The organism is Ruegeria sp. AA3, assembly GCF_056542905.1.
In genome coordinates, this window is the sequence record NZ_JBQGAQ010000016.1 from 21,710 (window position 1) to 48,068 (window position 26,359).

Here is a 26,359-nt window from a genome sequence, read left to right on the forward strand (position 1 = left end):
GCACGAAGTTTTAACGTTTTCGAGCTTCCAGCTCTGAATTAAATATGCGCAGCCTATGCGTCAGGTTTTCGTGATCGATCACGCTGTTGAAATTCTCAAAAAGGAACGACAAAGCCTCACCTTCATCCAATCCCGCCTCTCGTGCGAAACCGCGGAGCTTACGGTAGCCGTCCTCGGTCATCGCGACCGGAAATCGGCGGGTCAGGCGAAAGCGTTTTGGCATCTTGTCTCCTCCGTTGGTGGGCTCGGGTTGCTTTAACCGAGCCCACACTGAGATCAGAAGTTCGCCGCGTCCAGTGCCATTACCGTGTCTGCTCCGGTCTGGATGCGGGCCAGATGCATGGCTGTCGCGGGCAGGCGGCGGGCCATATAGAAGCGACCGGTATTGATCTTGGTCTCGTAGAACTCTTTATCCGAGGCACCGCCGTCCAGTGCGTCCTGAGCGGCCTTTGCCATCTGCGCCCACATCAGGCCCAGGCAGACATGGCCGAACATGTGCATGAAGTCGTATGACCCGGACAGAGCGTTGTTGGGGTTCTTCATGCCTTCCTGCATGAAGTACATGCCAGCGGCCTGCAGGTCCTTGGAAGCGGCCTTCAGCGGTTCGATGAAGGCTTTATCGTAAGCTTCTTCCTTGCCGCCGTTTTCCTTGCAGAAGCTTTTGACCATCTCGAAGAAGGCCATGACATGCTTGCCGCCGTCCTGGGCCAGCTTCCGACCCACGAGGTCCAGCGCTTGAACACCGTTTGCGCCTTCGTAGATCATCGCGATGCGGGCATCGCGGGTGTATTGCGACATGCCCCATTCTTCGATGTAGCCATGGCCGCCATAGACCTGCTGCGCCTGAACAGTCATGTCGTAGCCTTCGTCAGTCAGGAAGCCTTTGATGACTGGCGTCAGCAGTGAGATCAGCCCGTCCGCGTCTTTGTCTCCCGAGCGGTGCGCCTTGTCGATCATGGTCGCGCCCCACAGGATGAACGCACGTGCACCCTCGGTGAAGCTTTTTTGATCCATCAGGTTGCGGCGGATGTCGGGGTGCACGATCAGCGGATCGGCGGGGCCGTCCGGGTTTTTCACGCCTGTAACATCGCGGCCCTGCAGGCGATCTTTTGCGTATTCCAAGGCGTTTTGATAGGCCGCTTCGGCCTGAGACAGGCCTTGCATGCCCACACCTAGACGCGCTTCGTTCATCATGGTGAACATGGCGCGCATACCTTTGTGCTCTTCGCCCAGCAGCCAGCCGGTTGCCTCGTCATAATTCATGACGCAGGTCGAGTTGCCGTGGATGCCCATCTTCTCTTCGATTTTGCCGACCGAAACACCGTTGCGCTCGCCCAGCGAACCGTCTTCGTTCACGATGAATTTGGGGACGATGAATAGCGATACGCCCTTGATGCCTTCGGGACCGCCAGGGATTTTGGCCAGCACCAGATGGATGATGTTGTCAGCCATGTCGTGATCGCCAGCCGAGATAAAGATCTTCTGGCCGGAAATCTTATAGCTGCCATCGTCCTGCGGTTCCGCCTTGGTGCGCATCAGGCCCAGATCGGTGCCGCAATGCGGTTCCGTCAGGTTCATGGTACCGGTCCATTCGCAGCTGACCATATTGGGCAGGTACTTGTTCTTCTGCTCGTCAGTGCCGTGCGCCAGAATGGCTGAGGCCGCGCCGTGGGTCAGGCCCTGATACATCACAAATGCCTGGTTTGCGCCCGAGAACATCTCACCCACCGCTGTACCGATGACATAGGGCATATTCTGGCCGCCATACTCTTCCGGCATGTCGAGGCCCGTCCAGCCGCCTTCTTTCATCTGCTCAAAGGCGTCTTTGAAACCTGTGGGAGTGTACACAATACCGTTTTCCAACCGGCACCCTTCGGTGTCGCCCACCACGTTCAGCGGGTGCAATACGTTGGAGGCAACCTTGCCAGCCTCTTCCAGAACCGCGCCGGTAAACTCGGCTTCCAGTTCGTCATAGCCGGGGATATCCGACTGTGAGATTTTCAAAACGTCGTGCAGGATGAACTGCGTGTCTTTGGTCGGCGCGTTGTAGACGGGCATGTGAAGCTCCCTTAATTCATATGTCCGGAGGCGGGTTTATTCAGCCGCCTTCTTTTCCTGTTTCATCGAGGCGATCACCTTCTCGCCCCAGCGCAACTGCTCTTTCAACTCGTCGATGGCCTGTGTCAGCTCTTCGCGGCGCGATTCCATGTCAGCAAGGCGCTCGCACGCGATTTCATAGGTGCGGGACATCTGTGTCAGCTGTTGGTCACCCACGTGATACAGGTCCAGAAGCTGGCGGATTTCCTCGAGGCTGAAGCCAAACCGCTTGCCGCGCAGGATCAGTTTCAGGCGTGCACGATCCCGTTTGGTGAACAGGCGTTTTTGGCCCTCTCGGATCGGAAACAAAAGCTCTTTGGCCTCGTAGAACCGCAATGTGCGGGGCGTGACATCATATGTCTCGCACATTTCGCGGATGGTCAGCAGATCTTCGGTCATGGTTCAAACTCTCATCACTGGCGTCATGCAACCTGAGTTGCGCAGTCGATGAGCGTTTTACAACACACAAGTGACGTTTACGTAATGCGGACGCTGCGTCACAAATAAGTTGACGTAACATCCGGTCGCGTAAACAGGGGTTTCGGCAATTTTGTTGCCGTAAGGGAAGGGGGCTATTTCAGCAATTCGACAGTCTGATCGCGCAATTGCTGCAACGCATCCATCGCCTCATCCAACTGCGCGCGTTGCTGACGTAGCTCTTCCATTTGTCGATCTGCCATCTCGATGAAGGTCGCCATCTGGGCCTGATCGCCCTGATCTTCGTAGATCAGCAACCACTGGCGAATCTCTTCCAGAGGAAATCCAAACTTGCGACCACGTAGGATCAGTTTCATTCTTGCGCATTCACGAGCACCATAGAACCGCGACCGACCTTCGCGGTCCGGTTGCAGCAACTCGATATACTCGTAATAGCGCAGGGTGCGCGGGGTCACGTCGAACTCGGCGCACATCTCTTTGAATGACAAACGGGTGTCGGACATTCTGGGTCTCCTCGGCTGCAACCTAGGGCGTCGTTGCGGCAAGCGCAACAGGTGGGCTTGCCCTTGGCGTAAACGCAGGCCCATAAAGGGGCGGCTATAAGGATAGGACCCAACCCCATGGTCGATAAGACAGTTTTAGCGCGGCAGTTCATCGAGGCGATTCCGCATGCAAAAGCCCTGGGGCTTGATTTGACCCATATCGGAGAGGGTGAGGCCGAAATCTCGATGCCCTACAACGAGCAACTAATCGGCGACCCCAGAACCGGAGTAATCCATGGTGGCGCGGTTTCTGCCATGCTTGATACTTGCTGTGGTGCCGCGGTGATGAGCCACCCATCGGCCCCCGGAGGAACCGCTACAATCGATCTTCGTATTGACTACATGCGGGCCGCGACGCCCGGTCAAAGTATCCGGACGCGGGCGACCTGCTATCACATCACGCGCAATGTGGCCTTTGTTCGTGCGACGGCGACGGATGATGACAGCGACCGACCGGTTGCTACTGCCTCGGGCGCATTCACCGTGGAGGGGCGCTGAGATGGCAAGACCTCGCCCCGAACCCATGCAGGTAGTCAAGCAACGCCGTGATGCCGCTCTGACCGCTTTGGTCGAAGGTGTGCCGTATATTCGGTTCCTCAACATAACATTCGACCGGCGTGGGGACGAACTGACAGGTGTACTGAATTTCGATGAGAAGTTGATCGGCAATCCTTTTCTGCCTGCCATCCACGGCGGTGTGACGGCGGCGTTCCTGGAAGTCACTGCCGTTATCACGCTGAGTTGGGAGCATATGTTCCCCAGGATTGAAAGCGGTGAGATCGGTGCCGAAGATATCCTGACCGACGAGAATATCCGCTTTCCCAAAACTATCGACTTCACGGTCGATTACCTGCGGTCTGGTTTGCCGCGAGACGCTTATGCACGCGCATTCATCAACCGATCAGGTCGGCGTTATGCTTCTGTCCGGGTCGAGGCTTGGCAGGATAACCACGCCAAACTCTTTGCGCAAGGCACCGGGCATTTCTTAATGCCGCAGCCTCCGACAAAGCCGTGAGCTTGGAGGAGGCCAACGCGCCCGTCACCCATCGGCGCGTCCTGAAAATCGCGATGCCGATCGTGCTGTCGAACGCGACCGTGCCGATCCTTGGCGCGGTCGATACCGGCGTTGTCGGTCAGATGGGGCTGGCAGCACCTATCGGGGCAGTGGGCATGGGTGCGGTGATCCTGTCGGCGATCTACTGGATTTTCGGCTTTCTGCGGATGGGGACCACCGGGTTGGCCGCGCAGGCGCGCGGTGCGGGCGATACAGCAGAAACCGGAGCGTTGCTCATGCGCGGCTTGCTGCTGGGCGCAACGGCCGGTTTGGTCTTTATCGCTGCTCAAGTTTGGGTATTCCTTGGGGCTTTTGCACTGTCTCCAGCCAGCGCCGAGGTCGAGTCTCTGACGCGCGCCTATCTGGAAATTCGCATCTGGGGCGCTCCGGCCACGATTGCCCTTTATGCGGTGACAGGCTGGCTGATCGCAGTCGAACGCACGCGAGGCGTATTCATCCTGCAGATATGGATGAACGGGCTGAATATCGTGCTGGATCTATGGTTCGTGCTTGGCCTTGGATGGGGTGTCGAAGGCGTTGCCATTGCCACTCTGATCGCCGAATGGACAGGCCTTGCGTTGGGCTTATGGCTGTGTCGAGAGGCGTTTGGCGGCAACCAGTGGCGGGATTGGCCGCGAATTTTTGACCCAATGCGTTTGCGTCGGATGATGCAGGTAAACGGTGATATTATGGTGCGCTCGGTTTTGTTGACCGGGGCATTCACAACGTTTCTGTTTGTCGGATCCGATTTGGGCGACGTGAATTTGGCGGCCAATCAGGTGCTGTTGCAGTTTCTCGAAATCACTGCATTTGCTTTGGACGGCTTTGCCTTTTCGGCTGAAGCTCTTGTCGGTGGAGCCGTCGGCGCGCGCGACCGCCGGAAGGTCCGTCGTGCATCGATCATGGCTTCGCAATGGGGCGTTGGCGGGGCCATCGGGCTAGGGCTGGTGTTTTATCTGGCAGGGCCAGCGCTGATCGATTTGATGTCAACATCGCCCGAGGTTCGGGCGACGGCACGCGAATATCTGTTCTGGGCCGCTCTGGCGCCGATCATCGGAGTGGCAAGCTGGATGTTTGACGGTATCTATATTGGGGCCACCTGGACTCGCGATATGCGCAATGCGATGATCCAGTCGGTCGCACTATACGTGGTCGCGCTGTTCGTGCTGGTGCCGACGATGGGTAATCATGGCCTCTGGGCCGCGCTGATGGTCTTGAACATCGCGCGTGGGCTTACGCTTGGTTGGCGCTATCCTCGACTTGAGGCACAGATCGCCTAAAGCAAGTCCAGCAGGTTTTCCGGCGGGCGTCCGATAGCGGCTTTGTCGCCTGCGATGGCCAACGGACGTTCGATCAGGATCGGGTGGTCGGCCATGGCCTGAATAAGCTCGTCATCGGGCGAGGTCTTGGTCAAACCCAGCTCTTTGAACGTCTTCTCGGCGGTGCGCATCAAGCTAATCACCGGGATATTCAGCTTGGCCAGAACCGTCCGGATTTCATCAGCCGAGGGCGCGTCTTCAAGATATTTGCGCACCTCAGGCTGTGCACCGTTTTCCTGCAGCAATGCCAACCCCGCGTGGGACTTGGAGCAGCGCGGGTTGTGCCAATATTCGATCATAGCCAGTCCTCTCGTTTGCTGCCCACCGCCTGCGCGACTGAGGTGTATCCGTCGCGTGCCAGCAGGTCATCCAACCCCAGCGCGATTTCAGCGGCCAGAGAAATCCCGCCATAGACCATCGCTGTGTAGAACTGCACTGCGGACGCTCCGGCACAGATCTTTGCATAGGCCTGTTCTGCTGAGCTGATGCCGCCGACCCCGATCAGCGGGATATCTGCGTCCGTCAACTGGCTGAGTTGCGCCAGTATGCGGGTTGATTTTTCGAACAGGGGCGCGCCGGATAGGCCACCGGCCTGATCCTTGTGTGCACTGCGCAGGCCATCGCGCGATAGCGTGGTGTTAGTGGCGATCACCGCGTCCACACCGGTTTCACCGGCGACATCGGCGATGTCCTGCAATTCGGCCTCGGTCAGGTCCGGGGCGATTTTCAGGAAGATCGGGATCGGGCGGGGCAGGGCATTTCGGGTTTCGATCACACCGCTCAGCAACGCGCTCAGCGCCGCTTTGCCCTGCAGTTCCCGCAGCTTTTCGGTATTGGGCGAAGACACGTTGACGGTGGCAAATTCCAAGTACGCAGCGCAATGTGCAAGCACTTTGGCGAAGTCTCCGGGCCGATCATCACTGTCTTTGTTGGCCCCAAGGTTCAGACCGATCACCGCGTCCTTGGGACGCTGCGCCAGACGCGCGGCCATGACCTCCATACCTTCATTGTTGAAGCCAAAGCGGTTGATCGCGGCGTGGTCTTCCGTCAGGCGGAAGAGGCGTGGTCTAGGATTTCCGGGCTGAGGGCGGGGTGTCACCGCGCCCACTTCGATAAACCCGAATCCGGCGCGCGAGAGCGGTGTCAGTGCCTCGCCATTCTTATCAAATCCCGCGGCCAGTCCAACGGGGTTGGGCAAATCCAGACCCGCGACTCGGGTCTTCAGCCGGTCCGAAGTGACCGGCCCGGGCGTTGGTGCCAGCCCCGAGGTCAGGGCCTTGATCGAAAGCCCATGCGCGATTTCAGGGTCAAGGCGGTGCAGGGCGGCCAGCCCCAGTTTCTCAGTCATTTTCATCCGAAGGAATCTCCACCTTCTGTCGGCGCACAACGGATCAGGCGCGAGGTTTCAACGGCGGCTTGCCGGTGCATCACGGCAGCGCGATAAGCTGGGTCGGTCACCATCTCAAGAAACGCATGGGCGGTGGGATAACGGGCGATGAACACTTCGTCCCATTCTTCATCATGCGGCCCGATAAGCGTAGTCTGAAACGTACCGCGCCAAAGGATCGTGGCACCTATGCGGGCGATGATTGGGGCAGTCTCTGCCCCGTAGTTGCGGTAGGCTTGCGCTCCGGTCAACCCAGCATTAGCCAGCGGATGATCCGACGGATACTGTGCTGTCTCGCGGAACTTCACCAGGTTGAGCATCTCGATCGGATGGTCACGGTTGAGGTCTTTAAATGCCTCAAACTGTTCCCGATCCGGGTCGATGAAGTGGGTCATTCCATCCCCTCCGGGAACCGGTGGGCTTGACCATCAAAGGGCAGGTCTTGCGACCAAATCACGTCCGACATTCGAATTTGACGATAAAGGTGAGGAAACAGCGCGCCGCCGCGCGAGACCTCCCATTTCAGATCGTCGCCCATAGCATCGGCATTACATGCCAGAAGTGTTAACCCCGCGATACCAGCGAAATGCTTGGCCGCGGTCTCCTCAGCCTGCTCTGCGGTTGAGAAATGGACGAACCCATCTGTCACATCAATCGGAGCCCCGTTCGAGGCTCCGTGTGCCTGCAAGTCGGCCCACTCGTCGGCCCGGAAAATCTTGTAAATCAGCATATCGGTCTGATGCCTTGCGCGGCTGATGGAATCAAGCTGGATTTCCCCCTTTGACTCTTTGCTGCGCAACGCGCACGATCACGACAAAACAACGATAGGGAGTTTTGAGATGTTCACCCGATTTTTAACTTCGGTCGCTGTATTGGGCCTGACAGCCGGTATGGCAGCGGCCGAATACAAGCTTACGATTCTGCATACGAATGACATTCACAGCCGCATCGAATCCATTAACAAATACGATTCGACCTGTGACGCCGAGGGTGAGGCCGAAGGCAAATGCTTTGGCGGCGTTGCGCGCCTGAAGACAATTGTGGATGCCAAGCGTGGCCAATTGGCGGACGAAAATGTCCTGCTGCTGGATGCGGGCGATCCGTTTCAGGGTTCACTGTTCTATACGACCTACAAAGGTGCTGCCGAAGCGGAATTCATGGAAGCCATCGGTTACGATGTGATGGCGGTTGGCAACCACGAGTTCGATGACGGCCCTGCGGGCTTGGCCGCTTTCGTAGATACTGTCAGTTTCCCTGTGATTTCGGGCAACCTGGACCTGTCTTCTTCGGCTGAACTGAAGGGCAAGGTGGATAACCACGTTGTACTGGACGTCGGCGGCCAGAAAGTAGGCATCATCTCAGCCCTCGCAACGGATACCGTTGAAACTTCGAGCCCGGGCAAAGACGTCGTTTTTCAAGACGAAATTGAAAGCCTTCAGGCCGATGTCGCTGCCCTGCAGGACGAGGGTGTGAACATTATTATCGCGCTGACCCATGTGGGGCTGCCTAAAGATATCGAGATCGCCGAGAAAGTGCCGGGTCTGGACCTCGTAGTTGGCGGGCATTCGCACACATTGCTGTCGAACACGAATGAAGACGCCGCAGGCGCCTACCCGGCAATGGTGGGCGACGTCCCGGTGGTTCAGGCCTATGCGTATTCGAAATATCTGGGTGAGATCGTGCTGACATTTGACGATGACGGCAACCTGATTTCGGCAGAAGGTGAGCCGATCCTGCTAGATGCCTCGGTCACTCCAGATGCAGATATCGCGGCGCGTGTCGCGGAAATGGGCGCCCCGATTGAAGAGATGAAGCAGCGTGTTGTTGCCAATTCTGGCGCGACCATCGAAGGATCTCGTGATGTTTGCCGTGTGCAGGAATGCGAGATGGGCAATCTGGTTGCGGACGCGATGCTTGCGCGTGTGGCAGATCAGGGTACTCAGATCGCTATCGCCAACGCTGGTGGGCTGCGTGCTTCAATCGATGAAGGCGAAGTGACCATGGGCGAAGTTCTGACGGTTCTGCCGTTCCAGAACACGCTCTCGACCTTTGAGATCAGCGGCCAGGGTGTCATCGACGCACTTGAGAATGGCGTGAGCCAGGTTGAAGAGGTCAAAGGTCGCTTCCCGCAGGTGGCGGGCATGACCTTTACCTGGGATCCATCGGTCGCACCGAATGAAGGCCGGATTGTCGAGGTCATGGTCGCCGACGGTGACGGCTTTGCGCCTATCGATCCGGCGGCGACATATCTGGTTGTCACAAACAACTATGTCCGCAATGGTGGTGACGGGTACAGCGTATTCTCGGGCGATGACAAGAACGCTTATGACTTTGGCCCCGATTTGGCGGATGTAACGGCCGAATACCTTGCCGAAAACGCCCCATATCAGCCCTATCTGGACGGTCGTATCAAACAAAAGTAAGGCTAGCACAACAAACGGAGAGGCCGCCCATTACAGGCGGCCTTTTTTGGTTCAGTCGAACTTGTACTCAGGCCAAAGCGCTTGGTCGAAGCCGTCTAACATAGGTTGAATGTGGTCTGTGACATCACGCCAGCCGCCTATGGAACGGGTCGAGATTCTCTGGCGTACCTGATCGACACTGGCAGTGCGCACTTGCTGTGTATTTCTCTCAGGGTGCATCATCTGTTCGTCCCATCCGATGCCGCAAAACGCTGTAATGTTCTTGCTATGAGTTTCAGGATCGGCGACCAGCTCTTCGTAAGATACCGAGAGGATACGGTCCCCGAAGATGTTGTTCCAGTGCGCCATATAGCACCTGTACAGGTTGGCTGAATGCGCAATTGCCTTAAGATCAGACGCATAGCGCAGCCCCGGTTCAGGAAAACGCCTGATCCATTTGGATAGACCCACATCCCGCGGATCGCGGATCATGTTGATAACCCGGGCTTCAGGGAAAGCCGCTAATAAAAATCCAACCCGCTGATAATTGTGAGGCATCTTGTCGACAAATGCGGTTGTACCCTTGGGGATCGGTGGCATTAGTCTGCGGAATTCCTGCGCAAAGTCTGCGGCTGCTTTCGCGTCAAAAGGCGTGTTCGAATCCAGGTAGTAATTTGAGAGATCAGCCCCCAGCATAAGCTCTCCGCAGCCAACAACACCGGGTAGGGAACTCAACATCATTTCCATCAATGTCGTGCCCGACCGGGGCTGCCCCACCACAAAAATCGGTCTCGGGTCGCCGTCAGGCATCGAACCAATTGAAGACATATCATCGGTGAACAGGCTGGAAATTTCGCTTTGTTTTTTCTCTTCAATTGCGAAGTCATACGGGTTCGTCGCATGTTGTGCCGCATTGGCGCGCGCGAATAGAGGCAACGCCACATGCAACCCTTTGCGTGCCAAAGTCACGTTTGCCTTTGCAAAGCCAAGCAATGAATCGTCGTGATCGCTTTGTGAAATCGCGGTTTCAATGGTGTCGGCAAGTTCGTCTGCTTGCTTTTCATCCGCGACCATGGACATTTGGTATAGCGCCGCAGCTGAAACAGGATTTGCGGCAAGAACAGAGAGCAAGATCTGCCTTGACCCGTCCTTGTCCCCGGCCTGATGCAGGTTCACTGCTTTTCGGATGGCGATGTCTTCTTTTTTAGGTGCTATCTCAAAGGCGCGTGAAATATCTTCGGTGCTTTGTTGCGCAAAGCCGATCTGCCCATAGGCCCGGGCACGCGATGATAGCAGACCAGCGTTATCAGGATCAGTCGCTAATTTTTGCGTGGCATGTTCGATGATCAGGCGCCAGTTCTGCCCTTTGAGGTGGATTTCGTCGATGACACGAACCAGTTCTTTGCTGTTGGGGAAACGCGCCAGCTTTTGTTCGGCATACGTAAGCGCGCGTGGGATTTGCCCTGTTTGCATCAGCGCATTTGCCAGATTTTCAACAAATTGCACATCGTCTGGCTTCATGCGCGATGCTTCGGCGAAATGGGGAATGGCTTGCTTGTACCGCTTCATCTCGGTGAGCACAAAACCAGCAATGGCTTGATAATCTGAATCCTTGGGGAATTTCTTGATGCCCAGTTGCGCCTTTTTCAGTGCCTGAGGCAGCTTTCCCGCCTCAAGGTCACTTAGTGCTTTGCTTTTGAGAGAGTTCGGGGTCTGTTGTGCCATTCGAGCGCAGGTCCCATGAATGAAATCTATTTAGAAAGTTCATTACCCAAGCGCACGCGTATTGCAATGGCTCATCAATGCAGCGTTCCGGTGTCACTGATGGCCGCTTGCTTTTCTTCTGCCGATAGGCGCGATAGACCGTTGGCATGACATTGAAATTCTCCAGTCTGGCACAGCTTTACAGCCACGAGTTTGATACGGTCATTGACGTGCGAAGCCCAGCTGAGTTCGCCGAGGATCACATGCCCGGCGCCATCAACCTTCCCGTTCTGAACGATGAAGAGCGTGCGCGGGTTGGCACCATGTATGTCCAGCAAAGCCCGTTTCTGGCCCGCAAGTTGGGTGCGGCACTGGTGTTTCGCAATGCAGCGGGTCACATTGAGAACCGACTTAGCCACCATGAGGGAGACTGGAAACCCTTGGTTTATTGCTGGCGTGGTGGTCAGCGATCCGGGTCCTTCGGCTGGATGCTACAACAGATTGGCTGGCGTGCCGAGGTGGTTGAAGGCGGATACCGATCCTACCGCCGGATGGTGAAGCAATATCTTTATGATGATGCGCTGCCCTATCGGTTGGTCGCGCTGGACGGATACACCGGGACTGCCAAAACTGACCTGCTGGCGCACCTGCGGACGCTAGGTGTTCAGGTGGTTGATCTGGAAGGGTTGGCCAATCACCGAGGATCATTGTTGGGCGAAATGCCCGGCGGCCAACCCAGTCAGAAAGCGTTTGAATCTGCTTTGACCGCAGCTCTGGTTGAATTGGACGAGGCGCGGCCCATCGTGGTTGAGGCGGAATCGTCGAAAATCGGAAACCTGATCTTGCCACCCAGCCTGTGGTCTGCCCTGTGTTCGGCACCCCGAATTCAGATCAATGCGCCGATCGAAGCGCGCACGGCGTATCTGGTTTCGGCCTATGACGACATCTTGTCAGATAGAGAAAGGCTACGAGACCGATTGTCACCGCTGCGGCTTCATCGTGGCCATGATGTTGTCGATGGTTGGTTGGATTTGATTGACGCGGGGGACAAAAGGGCTCTGACTCAGGCACTGATGGAGCAGCACTATGATCCGGCTTACGCCAAATCCCGTAAAGCACAACACGCTGAGGTAATCGCCCAGATTGATGCCCCGTCACTTGATGGCAAGGGGTTGTCCGCGACAGCGGAACAGATCGAAAGGATACTTGATCAGTTGTGAACGCGCAGGCCCGGTGTCGTGTTCAGGTGGCCGATCAGAGCAGCAGGATAGCCGACGGCCTGCAGTTGGGCACATAGATGTTCAGCCTCCTCGGATGCAACAGCTGCCAACAGGCCTCCGGCTGTTTGGGGGTCGAACAACAGGTCAGCTTTGCCTCCGGTTGGAAGTTCAGGGGTTATGGCGCGGTTATCGGCGTAAATTGTGGATCGGATGCCCTGATCACTTAGTTCAACTGCACCTGTCATAACCGGGATCTGGGCCAAAGACAGGGTCGCGCCACATCCCGAAGCCTCACACATGCCCTGCAGATGACCTGCCAGACCGAATCCTGTGACATCGGTCATCGCGTGGGCGCCTCTTAAGATGTGGGATGCCTCGCCTTGCGGCTGTATCATGTGCTCTAAAGCGGAAACGACCCAATCTCCTTTTGCTTGCCCGGCCATTTCAGCAGCCATCAACACACCGCTGCCTAGTGGCTTTGTCAGGATCAAGGCATCACCGGATTTCGCACCGCCTAGCGTGATGGGTTCGGCTTCGCAAAGACCTGTCAACGTGAAGCCAATGGTCAATTCATCACCCATCGAACTGTGCCCGCCGACAATTTCAGCACCGGCCTGATGCATGACGGTGCTGGCAACCTGCATGATCTCGGCCATCGTGCGTTGCTGGAGTTCAGCGGACATGCGGGGCAGGATGATTGTGGCCGTCGCGGCCTGTGGCTGTGCGCCCATCGCCCATATATCACCAAGTGCATGAACGGCGGCAATTCGGGTCATCAAGGTCGGATCATTAGTGAAGCTGCGCAGATGATCCGAAGTAATAACCTGTCGTACACCACCGGTCTTCAGCAATGCCGCGTCGTCGCCAGGTAGGTGAGTGATGTCAGGCTTTTCAAGCCGCGGCAGTTCGGCCAGCGCTGTTTGCAGCGCTCTTCGACCGATCTTGGCACCGCATCCACCGCACATCGGCTTTTCTCCCAGTAACTCTTGCATCCCAGCAGTGTGATACCGAGGCAGAGTGGGGGCGGGCATTTGGGGCAGTTCACGAAATCTGTTCATGAAACGCTGATCGATGCGGTTCTTCCACTTCCACATGAGCGGTCCGCTGAACGAGGTTCCCAATCGTTCGGCAAGCGCAGATTTTTGGCCGAGCGAGATGAGCTTCAGGTAATCCTTTTGAGGCGCATACCGCCTCATCTTCCCGGCACCCAGTGCAGCGCGCAGATTGTCATACAAGATCGGTGCCTCGCGCACCGCGTATACCCCGGCTTTGGGACGCGGGTTATCTGAAAGGTGCGCACAATCACCAGCGGCAAAGATCGCAGGATCGCTGCATTGCAGGAACGCGTTCACCTGGATGAAGCCGTCTTGAAGCGCGAGGCCGCTGTTGGAAATCCAATCATATGGCCGTGCGCCTGCCGCTCCGGTGATGAATTCGGCAGCGATCTGATGACCGTTTGACAGATCAATTCGCCCCTTTGAAATTTGTTGAATGGAAGCTTGCTCAAGAACCTCGATCCCTAGTTGCTTCATGGCCTGACGGATGGTTGCTGAGGCTTTTGGACCTGTTGCGGACAGGGCGGTTGCATTATCGATCAAAGTGAGCTTTGCCGTGCGCCCCTTGGTACGCAGGGCATGGGCCATTGCCATGACCAATTCAGCACCGGCAACACCGCCACCGATCACCGCGACCGAGGCGGGGCCGGGCTCTGAAAGATACTCCTCCCATTGTGCGGCGAAGCGGCCAAGGGGTTTGGCGGGGACCGCATGGTCGGAAAACCCGGGCAAGGCAGGCATATCTGACGTGATACCCACGTTGACCGAGGCGACATCAAACTCCACCGGCGCGCGTCCGGGAACATGGATTTGACGTCTGTCCGGATCGATCCCCTCAACTGTGCCCAATATTATCCGAGCCCCTGCATAGCGGGCGAGACGGACCAGATCGATATCAAGTTCCCAACGCTGATAATGGCCTGCAACAAAGCCCGGCAACATTCCCGAATAGGGCGCGGTCGGGCCGGGATTGATCACCGTAATACGCGCACCCGGCAACGGGTTCATCCCCCATTTGCGTAGCAGTAGCGCATGGGTGTGACCCCCGCCAATCAGAACCAGATCGCGGGTCAGGGGCAGCGGTGGTGTGTGCATTGTAACTAGTTCGCGCTGTGATCCGGGACGTCTTCAACCTGCTCAACGGCGTGGGTGGCCCAAAGCTCATCCTCGCCCGCATCAGGCAAATCACTGGGCTTTTCATGTCGATGAATGTGCCATTTGGCAATGAACAGGGCCGTGATCGGTGCCGTCAGGAAAAGGAACAGCGTAATCAACAGCTCATGCAGTGAAAGTTTGCCCTCAAGCAGTACTGAATGTGCGATCGAAGCCAGGAGTACACCTCCCACGCCCAGCGTTGTCGCTTTGGTTGGTGCGTGCAATCGCGACATCGGGTCTTTCAGCTTAATCATGCCAAACGAGCCGACAAAGCCGAATATGCCCGAGACGATCAGGAAGAAGGCAATGAGCAGTTCGAAGATAAATGTCATGCCGCCCTCACTCGATGATGTTGCCGCGCAGCATGAAGCGCGCGTAGGCCACGGTTGAGACAAAGCCTAGCATGGCGATGATCATCGCGGCCTCAAAGAAAATCTCGGTTTCGATGCTCAGCCCATACAGTATCAGCAATGCGATGGTGTTGATCACCATTGTATCCAGTGCCAGTACACGGGTTCCCACGCCATCTGCAGTGATGATCCGCCAAAGGCACATCATGATCGCCGCTCCGAAACAGGCGAATGCAAAATATATCGCATATTCGATCATTCGAAAATCTCCTTAAGGCGGCGCTCGTAGCGGCTTTTGATCTGGTCGCGCACTTCCTCGGGGTTTGGCGCATCCAAGCAGTGTACCAGCAGATTGTGCCCTTGTGCGGACAGATCACAGCTAACGGTACCGGGTGTCATGGTGATAGTTCCAGCAAGTACTGTGATCGCTTCTGGCGTACGCAGTTCGAGCGGGACACAAACGAAACCAGGTTGGCGGTCGGCATCCTTTTTAAACAGGATAATTCGAGCGACTGCGATATTGGCCATCACGATATCCCACAGCACGACCAGCATGTACTCCACGACCATTGGCCAATTGCGCAGCTTGGGACGGTCAGGCCAATAGGGTTGCGTGATGAACGGAATAATGATCCCCAGCAACAAGCCGAACACAAGCGAATTCAGAGACGGCGAATTCGCCAGTAAAATCCAGACGATCGTCAGCAATACGGTCAGATGAGGGTGGGGGAATATCCGGCGTAGCAGCTTAATCATTCTTCCCTCCCCAGCACGGCCGAGATGTAGTTCTCGGGGGTAAACAACTGTTCTGCGGTTTTACTGGTGTACTGCAGTGCCGGGCCAGCAAATAGTGTGAGCAGTACCAGACCAAGAACCGCGCCAAAGACTGAGCTAAACGCAAGGGCTGCGTGTGGTTCGGGCGCAATTGCGGTGGCAACTGATTCTTCTTCTGAATCTGGTTCAGTTGGCGGGATTGCCTGTACGTCGTGGCACTTCCAGAAAATGAGTGTGCCGGCACGGGCCAATCCGACAATGGTCACGAATGATCCGATCAAGATCACAGCCCAGACCGCATTGGCATCCGGCGCCCCGCGCGAGGCGTCAAGAACAAGCAATTTGCCGATGAAGCCGGATAGTGGGGGCATTCCTGCCATCGCAATGGCACCAACAAAGAAGAGGGCCGAGATCAGCCCGGTTTGCGGCATCGGTGCAGTCGGCGTGATGGCACCTCCACGACGTTCCATCACCATATCCGCCACCAAGAATAGCAAAGCGGTCGCGAGCGTCGAATGGAAGACGTAATATAGGGCTGCCGCCGTTGCGACCTCGCTGAATAGTGAGATAGCGATGAGCAATGTTCCCATCGAGGTAATGGCGCAGAAGGCAACCATCCGTGCGATATGCTGTGAGCCCAGAATGCCTAAGGCACCAACCGCCAAGGTGACCAATGCTGCAGGTTGCAACCACGCACCAACCAGCCCTTCGGTTGCGGCAACGTCCGGCCCGAAGACCAGAGTATACACCCGCAGGATAGAGTAGGCCCCGACCTTTGTCATGATTGCAAACAGGGCGGCCACAGGTAGAGGCGCATTGGCATAACTTGCAGGAAGCCAGAAATGCAGCGGCAGCACGGCAGCCTTGATACAGAACACCAACAGCAGCAGAACGGCCCCAACCCGTAGCAGGGCGGTATCCTCGGGTTGAATTTCTGCGACCCGAACAGCCAGATCAGCCATGTTGAGCGTGCCGGTGACGGCGTAGATAGTTCCAAGCGCAAACAGGAAAAGGGTTGATCCCAGCAGGTTGTAGGTGACGTATTGCACTCCCGCCTTCAGCCGGACCGCTCCGCCTCCGTGGGTCATGAGCCCGTACGAAGCGATCAGAAGGACCTCGAAGAACACAAATAGGTTAAAGGCGTCCCCGGTCAGAAAGGCCCCGCAAACGCCCATGAGCTGGAAATGGAAAAGGGCGTGGAAATGCTTGCCCCTATCATCCCACCCTGATCCGATGGCGTAAAGAACGATGGGCAGGGCCAGCAACGCAGTAAGCAGCACCATCATGGCCGACATCCGGTCCAATACCAGCACGATGCCGAATGGCGCAGGCCAATCGCCCAGCTCATAGACCTGGATTTCCCCGGTTGTGGCTTGCGCTGTGATGGTCAGTGCGATCCCCAGCAGCCCGACTACCCCCGCGACCGAGAATATGCGTTGCAAATCCAGATGATATCGCAGGACCATGATGATGAACGGGGCCAGGATCGCGGGCAGGACGATCGGCGCAACGATCCAGTGGTTCATGCGTCTTCTCCCGGTGCATCCACGCTGTCGCTCGCACTCATGTCAATATGGTCATCCTTCGAGGACAGATAGGCAGACAGGGCGATCATCACGATCACCGCGGTCATCCCGAACGAGATCACGATTGCCGTCAGAACCAGCGCTTGCGGCAGCGGATCGGTATAGGGCACATCTTCGTATTTGTTCAGAACGGCCGGGGCGTCCAGCGCTAAACGTCCTGTGGCGAACAGGAATACGTTTACGGCATAGGTGATCAGAGACAGGCCCAAAATAACCGGGAAGGTTCGGCGGCGCAGGATCAGGAAAATCCCGGCGGCGGTCATCACACCTACTGCAGAGGCTACGAGCGCTTCCATCAGGCCTGCTCCTTCTCATTTTCATCTTCCGGAGGATTGTCCCGCAACGGATTGATATCCATCGGGAATTCCTGCGCCATGCCTGGCTGCCAGGCGAACCGCGACAGGCTGTCGAGCGCCAGCATCACCGCCCCCAATACGGCGAGGAACACTCCGGTATCGAACAGAATTGCAGTGGCCCATTCGAACTCTTCCAGAGGTGGCCAGTGGATATAACCGAAATCACTTGTCAGGAACGGGCGCTCATTAAACCACGCGCCTAAACCGGTGGCGGCGGCAATCAGGACACCCCAGCCGATCGTGCCGTGGTAGTAGAACCGTTGCCGTTCGATGGCCCATGTGTATCCACTGGCCATGTATTGCATCAGATATGCGATGGCGACGATGAGGCCTGCGATAAAGCCACCTCCGGGCTGGTTATGGCCACGGAAGAAGATGTAGGCACCAACCATCAAGGCAATTGGCATCATTACCCGTGTGGCAACAACCATCATCAGAGGATGCGAGTCACCCGACTGCGGCCAGTGCGGTTTGCGGTTCAGCAAATAGCCGCGCACATTGGTGCTCAGAACCGCTTCGGTCAGGGCAAAGATGATCAGGGCGGCAATACCCAGCACGATGATCTCGCCAAACGTATCAAATCCCCGGAAGTCGACGAGGATTACGTTCACCACATTGGTGCCGCCACCGCCTTTGTAGGAATTCGCAAGATGGAAATCTGAAATCGTCGGAAATGCGAAATCCCGCATCATCAGCGCGTAAATCAACGCGCCCGAGCCGATCCCGGCCACAACAGAAATCGCTGCATCGCGCCAGCGCCGTGCGGCGCTGCTGTCCCAAGGCGTTTCGGTGGGCAGGAAGTTCAGCGACAGCAACAAAAGGATCATGGTTACAACTTCAACTGAGATCTGCGTCAGTGCCAGATCGGGGGCCGAGAGATAGTTGAACGCCATGGATACGATCAGACCGACAACCCCAATCAACACTAGCGAGAGCAGGCGGTTGCGGTGAAACCACATGATCGCAAGTGTCGCCGCGACAAGGCAAATCCAACCGATGATGGGAATGATCTGGGCCGGGAGCGGCACCCTGGTTTCTATGCCTATCGTGCCAGTTGCAAAGGCGTAGTAACCGATGCCGACCGTGAAGGCGATCAGGATGATGGCATAGCGGCTGATCACGCCGTTGTGCAGCTCATCCGTGATCCACTGGCTAAGGCGGGTCAACGCGCTGATGACTGCTTCGAAGATCACCTTGGCCTCGGGGCGGGGCAGGGCATTCCAGATCTGCTCACCCCTGCGATGCAGGGACAGCAGGAATAAACCACCCAGTGTTGCTACCGCTGACATGTAAAGCGCGGGCGTGAAACCATGCCACAGTTTCAGCGAATAATAGGGCAGCTTCTCACCACCAATCACGGCGCTGGAGACAACCGCGACCAGAGGGCCGACGATCGCCGCGGAATAGAGGCCAATAAGGACCACCAAAACCACAAGGAACGCAGGCGCCAGCCACAACCCGATAGGGGGGTCATGCGGGTGAGCTGGATAATCTTTGCGTTCAGCACCCAGAAAAACATGCGCGACAAAGCGGAAGGAATAAGCGGCAGAGAACAGTGCGGCCAACAGCGCCAGACCGGGAACCAGATAATGCGAGTGCAGCCAGGTCGTATGCACCGTCTCTTCCAGCATCATCTCTTTCGACAAGAAACCATTTAGCGGAGGCAGGCCGGCCATCGACAGCGCTGCAATGGTACCGATGGTAAAGGTGATCGGCATCAAGTGACGCAATCCACCTAGGCGCTTGATGTCTCGTGTGCCGGTTTCGTGGTCAATGATACCAGCGGTCATGAACAGAGCGGCCTTGAATGTAGCGTGGTTGATGATGTGGAAGATGGCCGCCACAGCCGCGATCTTGGTGCCAAAGCCCAGCAGCATGGTCACCAATCCAAGGTGTGAGACTGTCGAAAAGGCCAGCAGCGCCTTTAAATCGTCCTTGAACAGCGCAATCACCGCGCCCAGCAACATGGTGATCAGGCCGGTTGTGGCGACGATGTAGAACCACGCCTCTGTACCTGCCAGAACCGGCCACATCCGGGCCATCAAGAACAGACCGGCTTTTACCATTGTGGCAGAGTGCAAATAGGCTGAAACTGGTGTCGGTGCAGCCATGGCGTGCGGTAGCCAGAAATGAAACGGGAATTGCGCCGACTTGCTGAAACAGCCCAGCAGGATCAGGATCAGCGCGGGCAAGTAGTAGGGCGACGCCTGTATCAGTTCTTTGTTCTGCAGGATGACGCTTAGATCGTAGGAGCCGACGATGTTGCCCAGGATCAGCATCCCGGCGATCATCGCCAGCCCGCCTGAGCCGGTGACCGCCAGCGCCATCCGGGCACCTTGCCGCCCTTCGGGCAGATGCCTCCAATAGCCGATCAAAAGGAATGAGCTTAGGGACGTAAGTTCCCAGAAAATAAGAAGAAGTAATATGTTGTCAGACAGAACGATACCGACCATCGCGCCCTGAAACAACAGTAGATAGGTATAGAACTGCCCCATCGGATCTTCGCGTGACAGGTAAAACCGCGCATACAGGATTATCAGCAAGCCGATCCCTAAGATCAGCAGCGCGAACAGAAAACCCAGCCCGTCGAGCATGAAATTCGCGTTCAGCCCCAGCCCCGGTATCCAGTCAAATCGCGCAGTCACCACCTCGCCGCGCATGACGCTGGGAATATGGATCAATAGTCCCATGAGGGCGAGGAATGTGGTCAGCCCTGCCGCGGAAGCTGCTGCGTTTCGTCCTGCCCGGATCAAGAGGGCTGGAAAAACAGCTCCGAGGAAGGGAAGGGCCGCGATAAGGAATAGGGACAAGTGCGATACTCCGGTCTGTGCGGTCAAGTTAGTCCTGATTTTGTAGGGAAAAATTCCGAACTGTCCAGAGATTGGGCTGTTTTTTCGAAGAGATTGACCATTGCAAAGTTGTTCGGGGGGCGATGACGATATCTTGAACAACGCGCACGAACAGGGACGCGAAAAGGTGGCGTGCTTGTGATATGACCCAAATTTACACCAGGAGTCGCAATTTGGCAGAACACGCGATCAAAACCCGTCGATGGGTCTTGCTTGGAGCAGGAACGGTGATAGCCGGAGGCTTCGCACTCCGGGAATACCGTTTGATTCCACAGGATTACGCAGGGCATCAGATCGCGGTTTCCACTGCCCACCAGCACGTGCGGCAGGGGGATATTGTTCTGATCGACATCCGTACCCCTCGCGAATGGCGCGCAACGGGGATCGGTGAAGGTGCCCATCCGCTCGACATGCGACGCGAAGATTTTGTGCCCGTTTTGGATCAATTGCTCGAGGGCGATCGCACCGCGCCGGTGGCATTGATTTGCGCGCGTGGTGTACGTTCTGCCCGGTTAAGCAACCAACTGACCGAAGCGGGTTTCACCAATGTCATCGATGTGCCTGAGGGTATGTTGGGGTCGGCCGCCGGACCAGGTTGGGTTCGTGCGGGTCTGCCGGTCAATGATTACAAAGAGGATAGGTAATGCGAGCGAGATTATGGCTGGCTTTGGGCCTTGCCTTCACGGGGGAAACCGCTCTGGCCGTTTGCGGTGATCAAGATGGGGTTTGCAAGACAGATGCAGGCGCGTATCAGATCGAGTTGCCGGCAGATGACAATCCGCCGCTAGTCGTATTCATGCATGGCTACGGAGGCACGGGCACCGGGACGCTCAAGAACCGGGCTATGGTCGAAGCATTGCTGAAACGAGGCTACGCCGTGATGGCCCCCGAAGGTTCCGAGCGGAATGGTCGTCAAAGCTGGAACTTCTTTCCTGGTTGGGACGGACGTGACGAGGCCGATTTTTTGACCGAAGCCGTTCAGGATGCGGCCAATCGGTTTGACATTGACCCCGGTCGGGTAGTGCTAAGCGGTTTTTCAGCGGGTGCATTTATGGTTTATTACCTTGCCTGCGCGGCGCCGGAAACCTTCTCGGCCTACGCACCGGTTTCAGGCGGTTTCTGGAGGCCGCATCCGGAGACTTGCGAAGGACCGGTCCGTCTGTTCCACACCCACGGTTGGACAGACAATGTGGTTCCGTTGGAAGGGCGCATACTGGGCGGAGGCCGGTTCCATCAAGGTGATATCTTTGCTGGTCTCGAAATTTGGCGCATTGCCAATGAATGCGTCGATACCAAACCCAGCGGGTTTTCAACCACTGGCCAGTTCATGCGTCGGAACTGGATGGGATGCGCTGAAGGAAGCGCGCTGGAATTCGCGCTGTTTCCAGGTGGACATACAGTGCCCAAAGGTTGGGCCGATATGATGGTGGATTGGTACGAGGGCTTACCCGGCAGTTGACTATTCTGCTGGAGTGACGATGCCCTTACCTTCGATCAGGCGCTTCAACTCATCACGATAGCGACGCGCTGACCGGGTGATAGCAGGCTCGCTGACGTCTTCGCGCATCCCGACCATACGACGCGCAGCGCCCGCTGATACGCCGCTCAGCGCCGAAAGCGGGATTGCCAACGCAAGACTGATCGCGATTGGGGCCAACCAAACTGAGACGAGACCAGCAAGAATACCAACGCTCAATGCCACACCGCTTACGGTTTCAAGCGCGTGGCACAAGATCAAGGTCCGCACCCCATAGCTGCCGCCATCGCGGGCCTGCGGTGACCAGCCTTTTTGAATGCCCAGAGCAGTCCGGAAAACCGCGATCATCTGCTGCACCATCAAAATCGGAGCATAGAGAACGGACAAAACGACCTCGGACAGGAATGAAGTAAAGAACTTACGGGTGCCGCCGAAATCGGAATATCGTACGCCGCTGAGGGGCAGTGCGGCCACGCCCAGAACCTTGGGGGCCAGCAGCATTGCGTACATCACCAAAATGATCAGTACGTGGCGTGTTTCGGACATCTCAGGCCATTGCGGGAAAAGCGGATTATCGGGGCTGAAGTAATGCAGAACCGAGGCATCCTTGCCCTGGCCGATCAAAGCCCACATCACCAAAAGCGCAAACCATAGCGGCGACATCAGATATCCGACCGCACCGTGAAACATATGGAAGCGTGAGACCGCACGGAACCCCGTCGAACCAAGCAGTTTCAGGTGCTGCAGGTTGCCCTGACACCAACGGCGGTCGCGCATTGCGTGGTCGATGAGGGTGGGTGGTGTTTCTTCATACGATCCGCGAATGCGTGGCAAAAAACGCACGGCCCATCCGGCGCGACGCAGCAGTCCGGCCTCGACGAAATCATGGCTCATGATCAGCTTGTCCTGCCCATTGAGAGACTTCAGCTTCGGCAAGCCTGCGCTGGTAGCAAAAGCGCTTGTGCGGATGATGGCGTTATGGCCCCAGTAATTGCCTTCTTGCCCGCACCAGCGGGCCAGACCTTCGGCAAAGGCGATACCATAGACACCATTGGCAAATTGCTGCATCCGGGCGAAAACCGACTGCGCGCCGATCAGTTGCGGATAGCTCTGGATCAGGCCTGCACCCGGATCACGCGCCAGCGCGTCGGTCAAACGGCTGATCGCGCGACCTGTCATCAAGCTGTCGGCATCCAGCACCAGCATCGCATCCCAATCCGCGCCCCAACGGCTGACCCAATCGGCAATGTTCCCGACCTTGCGATCCGTGTTTGTAGGGCGGCGGCGATAGTAAAGCTCCAAACCTGGTGCCAAGGTTGTCCGCAACGCCTCAACGCTGGCCCGTTCCTGCGCGGCGATCTCGGGTTCGCGCGTGTCGGACAGGATGAACATTGCATAATGGTGCTGACCGCCGCGTTGCTGCAGGTCTTCAAGCATTATGCGAGCATTGCCCAGAACGTTCCAGGGCACCTCGTTGTAGACCGGCGTCAACAGCGCCACGCGTAGCGGTTGCGGTCGGCCCTCACGTTTGGGCTGCTCCTGACGGGATAGCGAAACCATCCCTAGCAACACGGTACAGACCGTGAATGAAATCCAGAAGAAGTTGAAAGAGATCAACGTTAGCAGGATACCTTCGACCAGGTTGATCCCTTCGGCGCTAAACCAGTCAGACATGACCCAGAGCAGGCCCAAAGTTGCCGCCATCGCCGGTGAAAAGGCCAGCGCACGCCAGAATCCGGTTGATGGTCTCCGACCGCCAGTCGGGGCCTGCGCATCGCGGAACCCCTGCGCAAAGTTCTGCGCGGGCATCGCCAGAGGGGCCTCGGGTGGCATGATATGAAGATCGCGGCTCATGAGGTCCAACGGTATAGCCAGACTTCAGAGGCCGGCTGTTTGTCTTTCAGCAATTGCGCGCGCAATTCGACATGGTTGCGATCACCCGGCTCAAACGAGAACGCCAGTCGCAATCCACCGGTATCAGGATTACGCTGCAACACCCCGTCCGATGTCTCAGCATGGGGCGAGTCGACAAAAACAGTCATCTCCTCGGGGTCGTCAAACAGATCGCTTGGTTCAAAGTCGATCACGGCCAAACGGCCTTCGCCAAAGGTGTTATCGCCCATGGCCGTATTGATGACCCGCGCAACGGGTGTGCGCTGAGGCTCTTCGCCCCAGATCAGGCGATAGGACATATCAACCTGGCTGCCTGCTGCGTACGGCTCCATCGGCCGCCAGTAGGCGACGATATTGTCATAGATTTCCTGATCTGCGGGTATTTCTACCAGCGTGACAGACCCCTTGCCCCAGTCCCCATTGGGCTCGACCCACAGGCTGGGGCGCTTGTGATAGTTGGCCTCAAGATCAGCGTAGTCTGAGAATTCGCGCTTACGCTGCATCAGGCCAAAGCCACGTGGATTCATATCCACAAAGGAGGCGATCTGCAGGCGGGTTGGATTGGCCAATGGCCGCCATAGGACTTCGCCCGCACCATTCCGGATCAGCAACCCGTCGCTGTCGTGAACTGCGGGGCGAAAATCATCGAACCGGCTGTGATTGGTCTGATCGAACAGGAACATGGATGTGCCTGGTGCGATGCCGACATGGGACAGTTCGGTGCGTGGAAACAGCGTTGCGCTGACGTCCATGATGGTGTCGTCACCTGGCGTGATTTCAAACCGGTACGCACCACTGACGCTGGGGCTGTCCATCAGGGCGTGGACCACCATGTTCCGCTGTCCCGATGCAGGCTTTTCGAGCCAGAAGCGAATGAAATCGGGAAATTCCTCCCCATCGGGATCGCCGGTTTTCAGCGCCAAACCGCGTGCTGACAAACCATATGCTTCGTGCAAACCGATCGCGCGGAAATAGCTGGCACCCTGAAAGACGCAGAACTCGTCGGTTAACCCGGGCCGATGCATCTCGGCACGCAGGCGGAACCCCGAAAAGCCCAGCGTTTCATCTGCAGGCAAAGAGGGAACGTCTTCGCTTTTTGTGAACATGTCCAGATCAAAGGCAACAGGTGTCACATGACCATGGTCGACGGTTGAAATTTGCACTGCGCGAGGGAAGTAAAGTCCGGGCGCGAAGAAGTCGACTTCGAACGGTGACTTGGTGCTGTACCAAAGGCCTTTTTCCAACTGGAAACGGATCGAGCGATATTGCTCATAATTCAGATCCTGCCATTCTTGCGGCACCATCTCGCGTTCTACATAAGGTCGGCTCGCCAGATCGCGCGCCATTTCGATAACTGTGTTGCGGTCAAAGGCGACCTCACCGCCGGTCGCATGAGCTGCCGGAGCGAGGATCAATGCCGTTGATGAGGCGAGGAATGCGCGGCGTGTAAAATTCATTTCTTAGTCTTCCAAGGGTGTGACTTAAACCACGCGGCCAGATAGGCCACGCCGATGATCATGGCAAAGCCAATCATGTTGGCGACAAAGACACTGGCAACATCCCGCCCACTCAGGTCCAATCCGACGCCGATAAGTCGTGCTGCAGCCATGGAAAATACAAAGACCGCAAGCGACTGCTGCCCGACTTTGGTGATGACACTCAGCAGGAACTGCCAAACCTTCGCTGCGGTTCCCTGACCGGTGACGATCAGGCGGTGGCCATGCTCACCGGCAACAACCCAGCCCAGATAGGCCAGTGAGAGGAAATGCAAATATCGGAAAAGGCCAAAATCTGTCTTGTTGCGGAACTCTTTGGTTACCGGCCAGACTTTACGGATTTCATCAGCGAGATCGGGTGCTGCGGCATTTATCCAGGTAAAAACCTTCCACGAACCAAACGGCATCGAGAAGATCAGGAATAATGAGGCCGCCCAGATCAACGTTTTTGAAACCGGCGGGGCGGGAATCCAGCCGCGCATGAACGCGAAGCCAGTGAAGAACAGCAATTGCCAGCCAAACGGGTTGAAGAACCATTGCCGGTCCGACCAGGGCTCTGCAGGCAGATCAAGGTAATCGTATTGCGCGATCAGCCAGATCGTGACCGATGCCAGCGCGACTGCCCAGAATCCGACGCGATAGAGCCCCATGAACAGCGGCATCATCGCAAGCACCACCAGATACATCGGTAGGATGTCAAAATAGTTGGGCACATAGGTCAGAGTGAACAGCCCCACGATCTGCGTTGCGGGGTCATTGAAGAAATGCTGCAGGTTTAGCGACGAGATATAGTTTTTCTCAAACAGCCCGCTTTGGTTCAGCGCTGCCATAGTCATAGCGACGAAGAAAAACAGACAAATATGGGCCCAATAGACCTGCCAGATACGGAACGAGACGCGCGCGGTGCCCATCAACCAGCCCTTGCGCATGAACGCTCCGCCAAAGGCGATGGCCGAGGCCATGCCGGAGCAGAAAACAAAGATTTCGGTTGCATCCGAAAACCCGAACCGGGCAGGAATCCACTTGGCCCAGGGATCGTTCGGGATATGGGCAATAAGGATGATGAACATCGCGATACCGCGATAGAAATCAAGGCGCAGGTCGCGCGTGCGGGCAGGGGCGGCGCTTTGAGAGGCCACCGGAGCAAAATCAGAAGCGGGCGATGCAGTCGCCATACGGTTTCTGTCCTTCTTGGTCTTTTTTAT

At 56.8% G+C, this 26,359-nt stretch carries 26 protein-coding genes; 7 read left to right on the plus strand and 19 right to left on the minus strand.

Features of this window, described 5'->3' with window-relative positions; translation table 11 throughout:
* Positions 1-10: 10 nt before the first annotated feature.
* From ACR0JR_RS20295 to ACR0JR_RS20310, 4 genes are all read right to left on the minus strand, one after another.
* Entirely contained in the window at positions 11-223 is a 213-nt protein-coding gene (locus tag ACR0JR_RS20295) for a hypothetical protein (RefSeq protein ID WP_010438892.1), read from the minus strand.
* 53 nt (positions 224-276) lie between these two features.
* The gene (locus tag ACR0JR_RS20300; RefSeq protein ID WP_480457778.1) at positions 277-2,058 is read right to left on the minus strand and encodes an acyl-CoA dehydrogenase C-terminal domain-containing protein; all 1,782 of its coding nucleotides are present in this window, start codon (positions 2,056-2,058) and stop codon (positions 277-279) included.
* A 36-nt stretch (positions 2,059-2,094) separates the two neighbouring features.
* Positions 2,095-2,496: a MerR family transcriptional regulator gene (locus ACR0JR_RS20305; protein ID WP_039536426.1), complete on the minus strand. Its 402-nt coding sequence runs from the start codon at positions 2,494-2,496 to the stop codon at positions 2,095-2,097.
* Between the two features lie 173 nt (positions 2,497-2,669).
* A complete protein-coding gene (locus tag ACR0JR_RS20310; protein ID WP_170468808.1) occupies positions 2,670-3,038 on the minus strand; it encodes a MerR family transcriptional regulator in 369 nt (122 codons plus the stop codon).
* 117 nt (positions 3,039-3,155) lie between these two features.
* Here ACR0JR_RS20310 and ACR0JR_RS20315 point away from each other — a divergent pair, with 117 nt between their 5' ends.
* Genes ACR0JR_RS20315 through ACR0JR_RS20325 form a run of 3 tightly spaced genes read left to right on the plus strand, consistent with a single transcriptional unit; the run spans position 3,156 to position 5,411 of the window.
* A complete protein-coding gene (locus ACR0JR_RS20315) occupies positions 3,156-3,575 on the plus strand; it encodes a PaaI family thioesterase (RefSeq protein ID WP_010438901.1) in 420 nt (139 codons plus the stop codon).
* A 1-nt stretch (position 3,576) separates the two neighbouring features.
* The gene (locus tag ACR0JR_RS20320; RefSeq protein ID WP_010438904.1) at positions 3,577-4,092 is read left to right on the plus strand and encodes a PaaI family thioesterase; all 516 of its coding nucleotides are present in this window, start codon (positions 3,577-3,579) and stop codon (positions 4,090-4,092) included.
* 2 nt (positions 4,093-4,094) lie between these two features.
* Positions 4,095-5,411 (plus strand): MATE family efflux transporter, encoded by a 1,317-nt coding sequence (locus tag ACR0JR_RS20325; protein ID WP_480457840.1) that lies wholly within the window; start codon positions 4,095-4,097, stop codon positions 5,409-5,411.
* Here ACR0JR_RS20325 and arsC read toward each other — a convergent pair.
* From arsC to ACR0JR_RS20345, 4 genes are read right to left on the minus strand one after another with little or no spacing between them, the layout of a single operon-like run.
* Complete coding sequence (gene arsC, locus ACR0JR_RS20330; protein WP_480457779.1) at positions 5,408-5,749, minus strand: arsenate reductase (glutaredoxin); 342 nt, start codon at positions 5,747-5,749, stop codon at positions 5,408-5,410. The genes ACR0JR_RS20325 and arsC overlap by 4 nt on opposite strands.
* Positions 5,746-6,804, minus strand: a complete 1,059-nt coding sequence (locus tag ACR0JR_RS20335; protein ID WP_480457780.1) for a quinone-dependent dihydroorotate dehydrogenase — start codon at positions 6,802-6,804, stop codon at positions 5,746-5,748. The genes arsC and ACR0JR_RS20335 overlap by 4 nt, the downstream gene beginning before the upstream one ends.
* Positions 6,801-7,232 carry a DUF1330 domain-containing protein gene (locus ACR0JR_RS20340; RefSeq protein WP_480457782.1) on the minus strand — a complete coding sequence of 144 codons (432 nt, stop codon included), beginning with the start codon at positions 7,230-7,232 and terminating at the stop codon, positions 6,801-6,803. The genes ACR0JR_RS20335 and ACR0JR_RS20340 overlap by 4 nt, the downstream gene beginning before the upstream one ends.
* Positions 7,229-7,567, minus strand: coding sequence for a DUF952 domain-containing protein (locus ACR0JR_RS20345; protein WP_170770124.1), 339 nt, complete (start codon positions 7,565-7,567; stop codon positions 7,229-7,231). The genes ACR0JR_RS20340 and ACR0JR_RS20345 overlap by 4 nt, the downstream gene beginning before the upstream one ends.
* Positions 7,568-7,676: 109 nt before the next feature.
* Between ACR0JR_RS20345 and ACR0JR_RS20350 the strand changes: the two genes are divergently transcribed.
* Positions 7,677-9,260: a bifunctional metallophosphatase/5'-nucleotidase gene (locus tag ACR0JR_RS20350; protein ID WP_480457784.1), complete on the plus strand. Its 1,584-nt coding sequence runs from the start codon at positions 7,677-7,679 to the stop codon at positions 9,258-9,260.
* Between the two features lie 51 nt (positions 9,261-9,311).
* Here the strand turns inward: ACR0JR_RS20350 and ACR0JR_RS20355 are convergent, their stop codons facing one another.
* Positions 9,312-10,964, minus strand: coding sequence for a tetratricopeptide repeat-containing sulfotransferase family protein (locus ACR0JR_RS20355; RefSeq protein WP_480457785.1), 1,653 nt, complete (start codon positions 10,962-10,964; stop codon positions 9,312-9,314).
* 146 nt (positions 10,965-11,110) lie between these two features.
* Here ACR0JR_RS20355 and mnmH point away from each other — a divergent pair, with 146 nt between their 5' ends.
* Positions 11,111-12,163 (plus strand): tRNA 2-selenouridine(34) synthase MnmH, encoded by a 1,053-nt coding sequence (gene mnmH, locus ACR0JR_RS20360; protein ID WP_480457787.1) that lies wholly within the window; start codon positions 11,111-11,113, stop codon positions 12,161-12,163.
* On the opposite strand, the gene selD is transcribed toward mnmH, so the two are convergent.
* Genes selD through ACR0JR_RS20395 form a run of 7 tightly spaced genes read right to left on the minus strand, consistent with a single transcriptional unit; the run spans position 12,154 to position 20,249 of the window.
* The gene (gene selD, locus ACR0JR_RS20365) at positions 12,154-14,313 is read right to left on the minus strand and encodes a selenide, water dikinase SelD (RefSeq protein WP_480457789.1); all 2,160 of its coding nucleotides are present in this window, start codon (positions 14,311-14,313) and stop codon (positions 12,154-12,156) included. The two genes, mnmH and selD, sit on opposite strands and share 10 nt — an antisense overlap.
* A gap of 5 nt (positions 14,314-14,318) precedes the next feature.
* The gene (locus tag ACR0JR_RS20370) at positions 14,319-14,705 is read right to left on the minus strand and encodes a Na+/H+ antiporter subunit G (RefSeq protein WP_010438925.1); all 387 of its coding nucleotides are present in this window, start codon (positions 14,703-14,705) and stop codon (positions 14,319-14,321) included.
* Between the two features lie 7 nt (positions 14,706-14,712).
* Positions 14,713-14,982, minus strand: coding sequence for a K+/H+ antiporter subunit F (locus ACR0JR_RS20375; RefSeq protein ID WP_010438928.1), 270 nt, complete (start codon positions 14,980-14,982; stop codon positions 14,713-14,715).
* Positions 14,979-15,476 (minus strand): Na+/H+ antiporter subunit E, encoded by a 498-nt coding sequence (locus ACR0JR_RS20380; protein WP_170470849.1) that lies wholly within the window; start codon positions 15,474-15,476, stop codon positions 14,979-14,981. The genes ACR0JR_RS20375 and ACR0JR_RS20380 overlap by 4 nt, the downstream gene beginning before the upstream one ends.
* Positions 15,476-17,023, minus strand: a complete 1,548-nt coding sequence (locus ACR0JR_RS20385) for a monovalent cation/H+ antiporter subunit D (protein ID WP_480457791.1) — start codon at positions 17,021-17,023, stop codon at positions 15,476-15,478. Before ACR0JR_RS20385 ends, ACR0JR_RS20380 begins: the two co-directional genes overlap by 1 nt.
* Complete coding sequence (locus tag ACR0JR_RS20390) at positions 17,020-17,379, minus strand: Na+/H+ antiporter subunit C (protein ID WP_010438934.1); 360 nt, start codon at positions 17,377-17,379, stop codon at positions 17,020-17,022. Before ACR0JR_RS20390 ends, ACR0JR_RS20385 begins: the two co-directional genes overlap by 4 nt.
* A complete protein-coding gene (locus ACR0JR_RS20395; RefSeq protein ID WP_480457792.1) occupies positions 17,379-20,249 on the minus strand; it encodes a monovalent cation/H+ antiporter subunit A in 2,871 nt (956 codons plus the stop codon). Before ACR0JR_RS20395 ends, ACR0JR_RS20390 begins: the two co-directional genes overlap by 1 nt.
* Before the next feature lie 212 nt (positions 20,250-20,461).
* Here ACR0JR_RS20395 and ACR0JR_RS20400 point away from each other — a divergent pair, with 212 nt between their 5' ends.
* Positions 20,462-20,932 (plus strand): rhodanese-like domain-containing protein, encoded by a 471-nt coding sequence (locus ACR0JR_RS20400; protein WP_480457794.1) that lies wholly within the window; start codon positions 20,462-20,464, stop codon positions 20,930-20,932.
* Positions 20,932-21,747: a CE1 family esterase gene (locus ACR0JR_RS20405; RefSeq protein WP_480457796.1), complete on the plus strand. Its 816-nt coding sequence runs from the start codon at positions 20,932-20,934 to the stop codon at positions 21,745-21,747. Before ACR0JR_RS20400 ends, ACR0JR_RS20405 begins: the two co-directional genes overlap by 1 nt.
* Here the strand turns inward: ACR0JR_RS20405 and mdoH are convergent, their stop codons facing one another.
* From mdoH to ACR0JR_RS20420, 3 genes are read right to left on the minus strand one after another with little or no spacing between them, the layout of a single operon-like run.
* Positions 21,748-23,619, minus strand: a complete 1,872-nt coding sequence (gene mdoH, locus ACR0JR_RS20410) for a glucans biosynthesis glucosyltransferase MdoH (RefSeq protein WP_480457797.1) — start codon at positions 23,617-23,619, stop codon at positions 21,748-21,750.
* Positions 23,616-25,115: an OpgD/OpgG family glucan biosynthesis protein gene (locus tag ACR0JR_RS20415; protein ID WP_480457799.1), complete on the minus strand. Its 1,500-nt coding sequence runs from the start codon at positions 25,113-25,115 to the stop codon at positions 23,616-23,618. Before ACR0JR_RS20415 ends, mdoH begins: the two co-directional genes overlap by 4 nt.
* Entirely contained in the window at positions 25,112-26,329 is a 1,218-nt protein-coding gene (locus tag ACR0JR_RS20420) for an OpgC family protein (RefSeq protein WP_480457801.1), read from the minus strand. Before ACR0JR_RS20420 ends, ACR0JR_RS20415 begins: the two co-directional genes overlap by 4 nt.
* Positions 26,330-26,359: the final 30 nt, after the last annotated feature.

Bases quoted from the DNA above. Each gene is read 5' to 3' on its own strand.
- ACR0JR_RS20295 (WP_010438892.1), bottom strand. From the start codon at position 223: ATGCCAAAACGCTTTCGCCTGACCCGCCGATTTCCGGTCGCGATGACC.
- ACR0JR_RS20300 (WP_480457778.1), bottom strand. From the start codon at position 2,058: ATGCCCGTCTACAACGCGCCGACCAAAGACACGCAGTTCATCCTGCAC.
- ACR0JR_RS20305 (WP_039536426.1), bottom strand. From the start codon at position 2,496: ATGACCGAAGATCTGCTGACCATCCGCGAAATGTGCGAGACATATGAT.
- ACR0JR_RS20310 (WP_170468808.1), bottom strand. From the start codon at position 3,038: ATGTCCGACACCCGTTTGTCATTCAAAGAGATGTGCGCCGAGTTCGAC.
- ACR0JR_RS20315 (WP_010438901.1), top strand. From the start codon at position 3,156: ATGGTCGATAAGACAGTTTTAGCGCGGCAGTTCATCGAGGCGATTCCG.
- ACR0JR_RS20320 (WP_010438904.1), top strand. From the start codon at position 3,577: ATGGCAAGACCTCGCCCCGAACCCATGCAGGTAGTCAAGCAACGCCGT.
- arsC (WP_480457779.1), bottom strand. From the start codon at position 5,749: ATGATCGAATATTGGCACAACCCGCGCTGCTCCAAGTCCCACGCGGGG.
- ACR0JR_RS20335 (WP_480457780.1), bottom strand. From the start codon at position 6,804: ATGAAAATGACTGAGAAACTGGGGCTGGCCGCCCTGCACCGCCTTGAC.
- ACR0JR_RS20340 (WP_480457782.1), bottom strand. From the start codon at position 7,232: ATGACCCACTTCATCGACCCGGATCGGGAACAGTTTGAGGCATTTAAA.
- ACR0JR_RS20345 (WP_170770124.1), bottom strand. From the start codon at position 7,567: ATGCTGATTTACAAGATTTTCCGGGCCGACGAGTGGGCCGACTTGCAG.
- ACR0JR_RS20350 (WP_480457784.1), top strand. From the start codon at position 7,677: ATGTTCACCCGATTTTTAACTTCGGTCGCTGTATTGGGCCTGACAGCC.
- ACR0JR_RS20355 (WP_480457785.1), bottom strand. From the start codon at position 10,964: ATGGCACAACAGACCCCGAACTCTCTCAAAAGCAAAGCACTAAGTGAC.
- mnmH (WP_480457787.1), top strand. From the start codon at position 11,111: ATGACATTGAAATTCTCCAGTCTGGCACAGCTTTACAGCCACGAGTTT.
- selD (WP_480457789.1), bottom strand. From the start codon at position 14,313: ATGCACACACCACCGCTGCCCCTGACCCGCGATCTGGTTCTGATTGGC.
- ACR0JR_RS20370 (WP_010438925.1), bottom strand. From the start codon at position 14,705: ATGACATTTATCTTCGAACTGCTCATTGCCTTCTTCCTGATCGTCTCG.
- ACR0JR_RS20375 (WP_010438928.1), bottom strand. From the start codon at position 14,982: ATGATCGAATATGCGATATATTTTGCATTCGCCTGTTTCGGAGCGGCG.
- ACR0JR_RS20385 (WP_480457791.1), bottom strand. From the start codon at position 17,023: ATGAACCACTGGATCGTTGCGCCGATCGTCCTGCCCGCGATCCTGGCC.
- ACR0JR_RS20390 (WP_010438934.1), bottom strand. From the start codon at position 17,379: ATGGAAGCGCTCGTAGCCTCTGCAGTAGGTGTGATGACCGCCGCCGGG.
- ACR0JR_RS20405 (WP_480457796.1), top strand. From the start codon at position 20,932: ATGCGAGCGAGATTATGGCTGGCTTTGGGCCTTGCCTTCACGGGGGAA.
- mdoH (WP_480457797.1), bottom strand. From the start codon at position 23,619: ATGAGCCGCGATCTTCATATCATGCCACCCGAGGCCCCTCTGGCGATG.
- ACR0JR_RS20415 (WP_480457799.1), bottom strand. From the start codon at position 25,115: ATGAATTTTACACGCCGCGCATTCCTCGCCTCATCAACGGCATTGATC.
- ACR0JR_RS20420 (WP_480457801.1), bottom strand. From the start codon at position 26,329: ATGGCGACTGCATCGCCCGCTTCTGATTTTGCTCCGGTGGCCTCTCAA.